Source organism: Streptomyces aurantiacus JA 4570, from assembly GCF_000414115.1.
GTDB lineage: Bacteria > Actinomycetota > Actinomycetes > Streptomycetales > Streptomycetaceae > Streptomyces > Streptomyces aurantiacus_A.
Genome location: NZ_AOPZ01000104.1, coordinates 1 through 9318, shown reverse-complemented (window position 1 = coordinate 9318; position 9318 = coordinate 1). Strand labels below are relative to the sequence as shown.

Sequence of the window (9318 nt, the reverse complement as noted above, 5' to 3'; positions counted from 1 at the left end):
GGCGGGGGTCGTCGGCGGCCTGCGGGACAAGGCGTTCGACGTCGGCGGGGCGGTCCCGCCGGACAGTTGGTACGGCATGCTCCTGGACGGCGTGTTCGGCTTCCGGCCGGGTCCGACGGTGACGCAGACGGCGGCGTGGGCGCTGTATCTGGTGGCGGTGTCCGCGCTGTGCCTCGCGCCGTCGCGGGGCCGCCCGGGCGTCGCCGGAGCCCGGCGTCGGGCCGCTTCCCGGCCCCGATAGGGTTCGGGCCCGGGAAGGGGTAGGTGGAGGTATCCGATGAGCAGGGTTCGCAGAGCCGGCCGGCCGGTCTCGTACATGGCCGCGGTGGCGGTCCTCTCGCTGACGGCGAGCGGTTGCGTGACGGTGCACGGCGAGCGGGAGGTCGTCCGCACGGCGACCAGGACCGAGGCCGCCCGCGCGCTGAAGGACTTCCTCACCGCCTACAACAAGGCGGACAAGGCGTACGACCCGGCCCTGGACGCGGCCCGCGTCACCGGCCCGCTCGGCGCCATCAACCAGGCGGGCCTGAAGGCACGGCACGCGCAGAACCCGGACGGCAACGCCCGGCACGTGCCGCTGAAGCTGACGGACGTGACGTACTCCATCCCCAAGAAGGCCGGCTGGCCGCGGTGGTTCGTCGTCGACGCGCAGGCCAACCGCAAGCCGCACGGCTACCGCTGGCTGATCGTCTTCACCCGCGCCGACGCCGGCGAGGTGTGGCGGGCGACGTATCTGAACCTGATCCTGCCCGACCGGCTGCCGGAGCTGAAGAAGGACGAGGACGGCCATGTGGAGCCCGTCGCCGTGGCCTCCTCCGGCCTCGCGGTGGCGCCGCGGCGGCTCGGCGGCACGTACACGACGTTCCTGAAGTCGGGCGGCGACGCGTTCACGCCCGGCCCGCACACCAGCCAGTGGAAGGCGGCCCGCGACCGCAACAAGAAGCGGCTCGGCCTCGCCGTCCAGTACCTCGACGAGCCGCAGAACGACGGCGCGTTCGCCCCCGTCGGCCTGCGCACGAAGGACGGCGGCGCGCTGGTGTTCTTCGCCACGCATCACTACGAGAAGCAGACCGCGTCCAAGGGCCTCGACGTCACCGTGGAACCGGACGTCAAGGCCCTGATGAAGGGCGAGGCCAAGCAGTCCGTGACGCTGGAGCGGATCTCGAACCAGGTGGCGCTCGACCCCAAGGGCTCGGGGAAGGTGACGGTCCTGAGCCGGATGCAGGGCCTTGTGGGGGCGAAGGGCGAATAGCCGTGCGGCGCCCGGCTAACCGCGCAGCGGCCAGGCTGCCGTGTTCGCCTCGTGGTCCGCGTCGCCCCTGGTCGCCCCCGCGTACCGCGCGCACTCGTCGGTGAGGGTCTCCAGGAGCGTCAGCGGGTCCGGCAGCGCGAACTCCGGTCCCCTGACCCAGCCGACCGCCAGGTCACCCGGAAGGCGCGCGGGCGGCACGAGGACGTACGACCCGCGGCAGTGCCAGCGCAGGCCGGGGTGTTCGTCCATCGTCTCCGGGTGGCAGTCCAGCTCGCACGGCCACCACTCGTCCTCGTCCTCGGGGGTGCCGCGGGTCGCCGTGAAGAACAGCATCCGCCCCTGGTCGCCCGCGCCCTCGGACTCCGCCACGGGGCCGACCTCCACATCGGAGGCGAGCAGCCGTGCCAGGGCGGCGCGGCCGGCGTCCAGCGGCACGTCCAGGACGTCGTGCACCATGCCGGTCGCGGTGATGAAGTTGGCCCCCGGCTGGTGCCGGGCCCAGCGCTCGATCTGCGCGGGGTCGGTGGTGGACTGCGTCTGCCAGGCGAAGGACACGGGGTGCCGGGCGGGGGTGGGACAGCCGATGCGGTCGCAGGAACAGCGATATCCGGCCGGGTGGGCGGCGGGGGCGAGCGGCAGTCCCGCGGCGGCGACGGCGAGCAGCAGATCTTCGCGGCGGGCGGCCTCGGCACCCGCGCCCCCGCCGTCGGCGCCCGTGCGCCCGCGGCGGCGAAGCCACTGGGAGATCCTGCTCTGCGCGCCGGACGGCCGGCCGTGCTCTGCGCCCATCTATCCCCTCACCTTGCCATTGTGCGGAACAGCATGACCTATGGTCCCACCATCCTGCTCCCCGGGTGGCCGTAGTCCACATCCGGGGTAGCTGGGGCGATGCCAGCCGCTGGGTGACATGGCGCGTCATTTCACACTGTGCGGCTTATCGCACACCTACGGTGTTCGCCATGGTCACTAGGACTGTGCTGGCCGGCCTCACCGCCCTCACCCTCGTCGGCCCGGCCGGCTTCCTGACCCCGCTGGAGTGGGGCGGCGGCCCGCTCACCGTCGACGCGCTCCCGCCGGTCGTCCACACCGCGCACCGCGGCGGCGCCCTCGAAGTCCCGGAGAACAGCATGTCCGGCCTGGTGGCCGCGTTCGAGCGGGGCACCGCGCAGGTCCTGGACGCCGACACGCGGACGCTGCGCGACGGCACGCTCGTGGTGATGCACGACGCGACCGTGGACCGCACCACGTACGCGACCGGTCCGGTGCGCGGGCTGAGCCGCGAGGGGTGGCGGCGGTTGCGGCTGCGGCCGCCCGCGGGTGTGCCGGGCCGCTGGCGGGCGGAGCGGCCGCCGACGGTGGCTGAGGTGCTCGACCGCTTCGGCGGCCGGATCGTGCTGATGCTGGAGGTCAAGGACGCGCCGAGCCTGGCCGGGCTCGGCGCGATGATCCACGAGCGCGGCCTGGCCCGCTCGGTGTTCGTGAACTCCAACAAGCCCTGGGTCGCCCGCCGCGCCCACGACCTGGGCCTGCTGGCGCAGTTGTGGCGCACCAGGAAGCAGCTCCGCACGGACCGCCCGGCGCGCTGGGCGTCCTTCGTCGACGTCCTGGACGTGGACTACAAGGCGCGTGACGCGGATCTCCTGCGGGCGGTCAACTCCGGTGTCCCGCGGGTGTGGGCGCACACCGTGACCACGCCGCGCCAGCGCGACCGGGTGCTGCGGCTCGGCTGCAACGGCGTGATCACGGACGCGCCCGGACTGCTCGCGCGTACGCCGGTCAAGGGCCGGTGGGACATGGACCGGGGCGGGCGGGCCACGGATCAGGGCCGGGTGCCGCGGCCGGGCGCGGGCGTCCGGCGCCGGCGGGTCAGCGGGGCGCGATCCCGTACAGGGCGTACTCGACGAGCTTGTCGGCGTACGCGTGGCTGAGCGGGCCGGTGCGCTGCATCCAGCGCTGGGCGAGCGGTCCCGTCCACAGTTCGAGGGCGATGCGCGGGTCGATGCCGGGGGCCACCTGGCCCTGCTCCTTGGCGGCGCGCAGCCGGTCGACGTAGAGCTGGAGCTGGGGCTCGAGCAGCTTCTCGAGGAATTCGGCGCCGAGCTGCTCGTTGACGACGCCCTCGGCGGCCAGGGCCCGGGCCGGGGCGTCGAACTTGGGGTTGGTCATCTCGTCGACGGTGGCGCGCAGCACGTACTTGAGGTCGGCTTCCAGGTCGCCGGTGTCCGGGATGGCGGTCGCGACCTCGTCGAGCCCGGCCTTCTCGCTGAGCTCGGCGGACGCCTGCTCGGAGAGGTCGAGGAAGGCGTCGAGCAGAACGGCGCTCTTGGAGGGCCACCAGCGGTAGATGGTCTGCTTGCCGACACCGGCGCGGGCGGCGATCGCCTCGATGGTCATCTTCGGGTAGCCGACCTCGCCGACCAGGGCGAGCGCGGCCTCGTAGATCGCGCGGCGCGAGCGCTCGCTGCGGCGCGTGGAGTCAGGGGCGGTTTTCTGGGCCATGACACCGAATGTAGCAGCGCCACGAGACGCCGCGTCTCACCAAACTCCCGGACCTCCCGTAAACCACTCGACAAGACGGACCGTCTCGCTTAAAGTCGAAGACGAAGCGAGACGATACGTCTCGCCCAATAGGTGTCGACGATCGATGGAGGTACGACATGTCGCGAGGCGGATCCGGAATGCTCGGCGTCGGCGGTACGCGCAGCAAGCTCTCCCGCAAGGCGCTGCGCGGCGGCCGCGACGGGGGCCGCGTCGGCGGCGGGCTCAGCCCGCAGGAGCAGAAGCGCGAACTGCTCCGCAAACTCCAGGAGGAACGGTCGCGGAACGACGGCTCATGACCGGGGAACGCCCGGTTCATGCGTAAATATCGGCCCACACGTCAGCACGAACCGCTCAGATCACTGCGCGAAGGCTCCTCAGACCGCACCATGGGCAGCACCAGCCCCTGCGGTCCGTGAGGAGCCTTCGTTGCATCGAGTCGCCCGGCGCGCCACACCCCGGCGCTACCTGATGTGCCCACCGGCACACTTCAAGGTCACGTACTCCATCAATCCGTGGATGGACCCCGCCAAACCCGTCGACGTCCCGCTCGCCGTCGCCCAGTGGGAGGACCTGCGGGACCGCTACCGCTCGCTCGGCCACACGGTCGAGGAGCTGAAGCCGCACCCCGACCTGCCGGACATGGTCTACGCGGCCAACGGCGCGACCGTCGTCGACGGCCGGGTCCTCGGCGCGAGCTTCATGCACCCCGAGCGGCAGCCCGAGGCCGCAGCCCACCTGGAGTGGTTCCGCGCCAACGGCTTCACCGAGGTCCACGAACCCACCCACATCAACGAGGGCGAGGGCGACTTCGCCGTCACCTCCTCCTACGTCCTCGCGGGCCGCGGCTTCCGCGCCAGCCCGCTCTCGCACGGCGAGGCCCAGGAGGTCTTCGGCCGCCCGGTGATCGGCCTCGACCTCGTCGACCCGCGCTACTACCACCTGGACACGGCGCTCGCGGTCCTCGACGACCGGGCCGACGACGTCATGTACTACCCGGCCGCCTTCTCGCCGGGCAGCCAGGCGGCGCTGCGCCGGCTGTTCCCCGACGCGCTGATCGCCGAGGAGCCGGACGCCGTCGCGCTCGGCCTGAACGCGGTCTCCGACGGCCTGCACGTACTGCTTCCGCAGGCCGCCGTCGGTCTCTTCGAGCCGCTGCGTGAGCGGGGCTACGAGCCGATCGGGATGGACCTGGGCGAGCTGCTCAAGGGCGGCGGCAGCGTGAAGTGCTGCACGCAGGAGCTGCGCGACAAGTAGCGCACGGCGCGTGAGCGCGTGACGTGCCGGAAGGTGCGGGTGGCCGACGACCACCCGCACCACTTTTACGTATACGTCAGTCCAGGTCGGCCGGGCACAGGCGGCGCGGGTGGTCGTCGGTGCGCAGCCGGGCGTCCACGCAGCCGCCGGGCAGGCCGTCGTGGGCCTTCTTGCCGAAGTTGGCGGTGACGGTGAGCGTGCCGTCGCCGAAGACCGTGCGCTGAACCCGCCGGTCGGCGGTGAGGTGCCGGAAGGACGTGAGCCGCTCCGTCCCGGCCGCCCGGTGCAGCGGCGCGAAGTACTTCTGCAGCGCGGCGAGTTCCGCCCCGTGCCGGGTCAACGAGGGCCCGTCGAGGACGTAGTTGAGCGGCCGGTTGTAGAGCATGGCGAGCAGCGCGCGGCGGGTCTTCTCGGCGGGCAGCTTCTCGTACGACAGCTCCCAGCGCTCGACGCTGACGGTGGAGCCGTGCAGGGCTGTCCCGTACAACGGGACGCGGTAGCGCGGGTCGTACATGGCCTTGGAGAGCGAGGCGGGGAGCCGGACCGGCTTGAAGAAGATGCCGGGCGCGCGCTCCGGGTAGTAACCGCCCCACTTCTCGCGGTCCTTCTGCAGCGCCCACATGCCGTCGGCGACGGGGGTCGCGCTGCCGTGGTCGAAGGCGACGGCCTTGTTGGCCCACGCCTGCGCGGACTCGGAACCGAGGACGAGCCCGGAGCCGGCGATCCGCCGCATCCGGGCGAGGCGGTGGGCCCGGTCGCCCGCCTTGGTCATCGGATGCGCGGCGGAGTGGTCGCGGAAGAGCTCGCCGGTGGCGTCGACGTCGAGGAAGTAGCTGTCGGCGCCGTTGCGGACCATCGCGCGGGTGCGGTCGGCGAGCAAGTGCCGGGCGGGCTCGGCGCGTTCGAAGGCGGCCGAGCTCAAGTAGCAGCCCCGGCCGCCGAATCCGGTGCGCGGCTTGCCGTCGGCGTCGCGCACGCAGAAGTCCGGATAGACCGTGCCGGGCCACACGGAGGTGGGGCTGTCGGCGGACTTGGGGTCCTGCCCGTTGGCGAAGGTGTCGTAGGGGCCCACGAGGTACCCCGCCTTCTTGGCGGCAGCGACCGCCTTCTTGCCCATGGGGCCGGGCCCGGCGTCGTACCCGAGCCACATCCGGTCCACCCCGAGCCCGCGCAGCCGGCGCACCCCCGCGGCGGTGCGGGCCTCTCCCCACCCATAGGCGTGAAAGGCGCCGAGGAGCCGCTTCGTCGCCGGATTGCGGCGGATCTTGTCCTTGAGACTGCCGAGGCGGCCGCGTTCGGCGAGGTACGCGCGGTAGTCGGCGGCGGGGGCGATCGGGCTGCCGTCGGTCAGGGCGAAGGTGACGGTGTACGTACGGGTGCCCGCGCCGGCGTCGAAGGTGTGGGCGGCGGTGGTGCGGAGGTGGCCGCCGGAGGTGGTGTCGAACGCGAGCTCCGTCCCGATATCGGTGGGTATCAGGTAACTGACGCCGCCCTGGCGGCGGCCGGAGGAGTAGCCCCAGAGGGGCAGGGTGAGATCTGCGCCCACGTCGAGGGTCGTGCCCGCGAGTTTCTCCTCGCCGGTGGTCCAGAAGGGGTCCGCCGTGGGGATGTTCAGGCCCTCGCCCCGGGGGAGTTGGAGGCTCCCGGAGGAGCCGGTGACCGGCCAGCGGAGCTTGGTGTCCTGGTGGGCCGTGAGGGTCAGCGACAGGCGCCCGTGGTCGACCCGGGCGTCGACCTCCAGGCCCCGGGTGGGGTAACTCCAGTGCGCCTGGGCCTTGTTGGCGCGGTGGACCCGCCCCGGGCGGCCGAGGGCGGTGGCCGCGGGGGCGGAGAGGTGCTGGGTGCGGCCGCTGCTTGTGCGGGCGCTCACCGCGAGGGTCGCGGGGTCGATGACGGCGGTGCCGCCGTCGACGGCCAAGGTGACGCCGGGGGCGTGGGGTTGGGCGGCGGGGGCGGCCTGGGTGGCTCCTGCGGCGGTCAGGGTGACGGCCAGGGCCAGGGTGAGTGTGCGCTTGACGGGCATGGGGTTGTGGATAGTCGGGGGGCTTAAGAGGGTTCTAAGAGCATTCCCCAACCCCGCCCCTTCCGGCTCTGCCCCCAGACCCCCGCTCCTCAATCGCCGGAGGGGCTGGGGCGGAGCCCCCTGGTTACGGGAAGGGGCGGGACCGGGGAAGGCCCCGCAGGGCTAAGACGCCGGCGGCGGCCACGCGTCGCCCCACGCCGTGTCCCGCGCCGCGCGATACAGCGCGCCATGCCGCTTGGTCACCGTCTCCCGGTGCAACGTGCCGTCCGCGTCACACAGATCGAGGAGAACCTGCCCCTTGCGGATCTGCGGCTTGCGGACGACGCGGAGCGGGGCGGGGACGGCCGGAAGGGCGGCGGGCCGGACCGCCGCGACGTAGGAGAACTTCTCGTCCTCGTACGCCAACGAGCCGCCCTTGACCTGCCGGTGGAGGGAGGAACGGGCGACCCGCACGGAGAAGTGGCACCAGTCCTCGCCGGGGACGATGGGGCAGGCGGCGCTGTGGGGGCAGGGCGCGGCGACGCGGTACCCGGCGGCGACGAGCCGGTCGCGGGCCTCGATGACGCGGGCGTAACCGTCGGGGGTACCGGGCTCGACGACGACGACGGCGTCGCCGGCGGCCCGGGCGGCGGCGTCGACGACGGCCTCCCGGTCGGCGCCGGTCAGCTCGCCGAGGACGTAGGAGACGGTGACGAGGGCCGCCGGATCCAGGTCGAGGGCGGCGGTGATGCGGGCGCGCCGCCACTGGGCGGGGGCCAGCTCCGGGTTGGCGGCGGCGATCTCGCGGCCGAGGGCGAGGGCGGGCTCGGCCCAGTCGAGGACGGTGACGGGCCGCGCGCCGGGCCAGGTGGCGTTGACGGCCCAGGTCGCGGCGCCGGTGCCGCCGCCGACGTCGGTGTGGTCGGCGGGACTCCAGTCGGCGGGGACCGCGGCGGCGAGGCCGTCCAGGGCGGAGCGGGCGGCCTCGAAGGTGGCGGGCATGCGGTAGGCGGCGTAGGCGGTGACGTCGGCGCGGTCGCGCAGGACGGGGGCGCCGGTGGGGGTGGTGCCCCGGTAGTTCGCGATCAGCCGGTCCACGGCCTGGGCCGCCGCCTTGGGCGGCAGATCTTCCAGGAGGCCCGCGAGGGCGGTACGAAGGGTCTCTGCGGGGGAAGCATGGTCGCGCACCCCGTGAGTTTAGTGGCCGGGCGCCGACCCGTCGGACAGCCCCTGCGCCCGGGGCGGCCCCGCCGCCACCGCGCGCGCCAGCGTCGTGGCCGCGCGCACCCGGGGGCCGTTGTCGAGGGGCCGGCGCCGGGGGTGGACGGTGTTGGCGAGGAGGATCAGGAAGGTGTCCGTGGCCGGGTCGAGGACGAGCGACGTGCCGGTGAAGCCGGTGTGCCCGGCCGCGCCGCCGCCCGCCAGCTCCCCCATGAACCACGGCTTGTCCACGGCGAAGCCGAGGCCGGGCGGGGCGAGCATCAGGTCGACGTGCCGGGGCCCGAGGATCCGGGCCGTGCCGTAGGTGCCGCCGCACAGCAGCGTCCGGCACAGGACGGCCAGGTCGCGGGCGGTGGAGAAGAGCCCGGCGTGGCCCGCCACGCCCCCGAGCGCCCAGGCGTTCTCGTCGTGCACCTCGCCGCGCAGCATCCCCCGGTCGGCCTTCGCCCACGGCCTGCGCTGGTCCTCCGTGGCGGCCGCGTCCGGGCGCGGCCCGAAGCCGGTGGCGGTCATGCCGAGGGGCCGGGTGATGCCGTCGCGGATCAGCCGGTCCAGGCGGCGGCCCGTGACCCGCTCCAGGACCTGCTGGAGCAGCAGCATGTTCAGATCCGAGTAGACGTACGCGCCGACCTCGCCGGACGGCGCCTCGGTGCGCAGCGCCCGCAGCCGCGCCGGCACGTCCGGCAGCTCGTAGAGCGGCAGCTCGGGCCGCAGCCCCGAGGTGTGCGTGAGCAGGTGGCGCACCGTGAGGCCGTGGCGCGCGGCGGCCGTGCACTCGGGGGCGTAGCGGGCGACGGGCCGGTCGAGGTCGAGGGCGCCGCGCTCCAGCTGCTGCACGGCCGCGACGGTGGTGAACAGCTTGGTGAGGGAGGCCAGGTCGAAGGGTGTGGCGGTGGTCATCGGGACGCGCTGCTCGGGCGGCAGCTCGACGCCGAAGTCCGCCGCGGCGCTCTCGTCACGGTCCCCCGCGCCCCCGGCGTTCTCGTACGCCGCCGCGTACCGCACGGCCCAGCCGGCCGCCTCCTCCACCGCGATCACCGGGCCGCGG

9 protein-coding genes and 1 pseudogene are annotated in these 9318 nt (G+C 73.7%); 5 read left to right on the top strand and 5 right to left on the bottom strand.

Going from position 1 to position 9318, the window contains the following annotated elements:
* Window positions 1-241 (top strand): annotated as a pseudogene (locus STRAU_RS12765) (iron transporter); the annotation flags it as partial.
* Window positions 242-277: 36 nt separating this feature from the next.
* Window positions 278-1252: an SCO2278 family lipoprotein gene (locus STRAU_RS12760; RefSeq protein WP_203227394.1), complete on the top strand. Its 975-nt coding sequence runs from the start codon at window positions 278-280 to the stop codon at window positions 1250-1252.
* A gap of 15 nt (window positions 1253-1267) precedes the next feature.
* Here the strand turns inward: STRAU_RS12760 and STRAU_RS12755 are convergent, their stop codons facing one another.
* On the bottom strand, window positions 1268-2041 hold the full coding sequence (locus STRAU_RS12755; RefSeq protein ID WP_016640712.1) for a bifunctional DNA primase/polymerase: 774 nt from the start codon (window positions 2039-2041) through the stop codon (window positions 1268-1270).
* 170 nt (window positions 2042-2211) lie between these two features.
* Here STRAU_RS12755 and STRAU_RS12750 point away from each other — a divergent pair, with 170 nt between their 5' ends.
* Window positions 2212-3180: a glycerophosphodiester phosphodiesterase gene (locus tag STRAU_RS12750; RefSeq protein WP_078621174.1), complete on the top strand. Its 969-nt coding sequence runs from the start codon at window positions 2212-2214 to the stop codon at window positions 3178-3180.
* Here the strand turns inward: STRAU_RS12750 and STRAU_RS12745 are convergent.
* The gene (locus STRAU_RS12745; protein ID WP_016640711.1) at window positions 3119-3751 is read right to left on the bottom strand and encodes a TetR/AcrR family transcriptional regulator; all 633 of its coding nucleotides are present in this window, start codon (window positions 3749-3751) and stop codon (window positions 3119-3121) included. The genes STRAU_RS12750 and STRAU_RS12745 overlap by 62 nt on opposite strands.
* A gap of 158 nt (window positions 3752-3909) precedes the next feature.
* Between STRAU_RS12745 and STRAU_RS42365 the strand changes: the two genes are divergently transcribed.
* Window positions 3910-4089 (top strand): DUF6243 family protein, encoded by a 180-nt coding sequence (locus tag STRAU_RS42365; protein ID WP_158692066.1) that lies wholly within the window; start codon window positions 3910-3912, stop codon window positions 4087-4089.
* A 130-nt stretch (window positions 4090-4219) separates the two neighbouring features.
* A complete protein-coding gene (ddaH, locus tag STRAU_RS12740) occupies window positions 4220-5047 on the top strand; it encodes a dimethylargininase (protein WP_350892598.1) in 828 nt (275 codons plus the stop codon).
* 76 nt (window positions 5048-5123) lie between these two features.
* On the opposite strand, the gene STRAU_RS12735 is transcribed toward ddaH, so the two are convergent.
* From STRAU_RS12735 to STRAU_RS12725, 3 genes are all read right to left on the bottom strand, one after another.
* Entirely contained in the window at window positions 5124-7070 is a 1947-nt protein-coding gene (locus tag STRAU_RS12735) for a glycoside hydrolase (RefSeq protein ID WP_016640708.1), read from the bottom strand.
* Between the two features lie 162 nt (window positions 7071-7232).
* The gene (locus STRAU_RS12730; RefSeq protein WP_016640707.1) at window positions 7233-8237 is read right to left on the bottom strand and encodes a small ribosomal subunit Rsm22 family protein; all 1005 of its coding nucleotides are present in this window, start codon (window positions 8235-8237) and stop codon (window positions 7233-7235) included.
* A 9-nt stretch (window positions 8238-8246) separates the two neighbouring features.
* The coding region (locus STRAU_RS12725) for a serine hydrolase domain-containing protein (RefSeq protein ID WP_037658997.1) at window positions 8247-9318 on the bottom strand (1072 nt) is incomplete at its 5' end.

What these genes read in the sequence shown, in the direction of transcription:
- STRAU_RS12755 (WP_016640712.1), bottom strand. Translation starts at nt 2,041, where the DNA reads ATGGGCGCAGAGCACGGCCGGCCGTCCGGCGCGCAGAGCAGGATCTCC.
- STRAU_RS12745 (WP_016640711.1), bottom strand. Translation starts at nt 3,751, where the DNA reads ATGGCCCAGAAAACCGCCCCTGACTCCACGCGCCGCAGCGAGCGCTCG.
- STRAU_RS12735 (WP_016640708.1), bottom strand. Translation starts at nt 7,070, where the DNA reads ATGCCCGTCAAGCGCACACTCACCCTGGCCCTGGCCGTCACCCTGACC.
- STRAU_RS42365 (WP_158692066.1), top strand. Translation starts at nt 3,910, where the DNA reads ATGTCGCGAGGCGGATCCGGAATGCTCGGCGTCGGCGGTACGCGCAGC.
- STRAU_RS12750 (WP_078621174.1), top strand. Translation starts at nt 2,212, where the DNA reads ATGGTCACTAGGACTGTGCTGGCCGGCCTCACCGCCCTCACCCTCGTC.
- STRAU_RS12760 (WP_203227394.1), top strand. Translation starts at nt 278, where the DNA reads ATGAGCAGGGTTCGCAGAGCCGGCCGGCCGGTCTCGTACATGGCCGCG.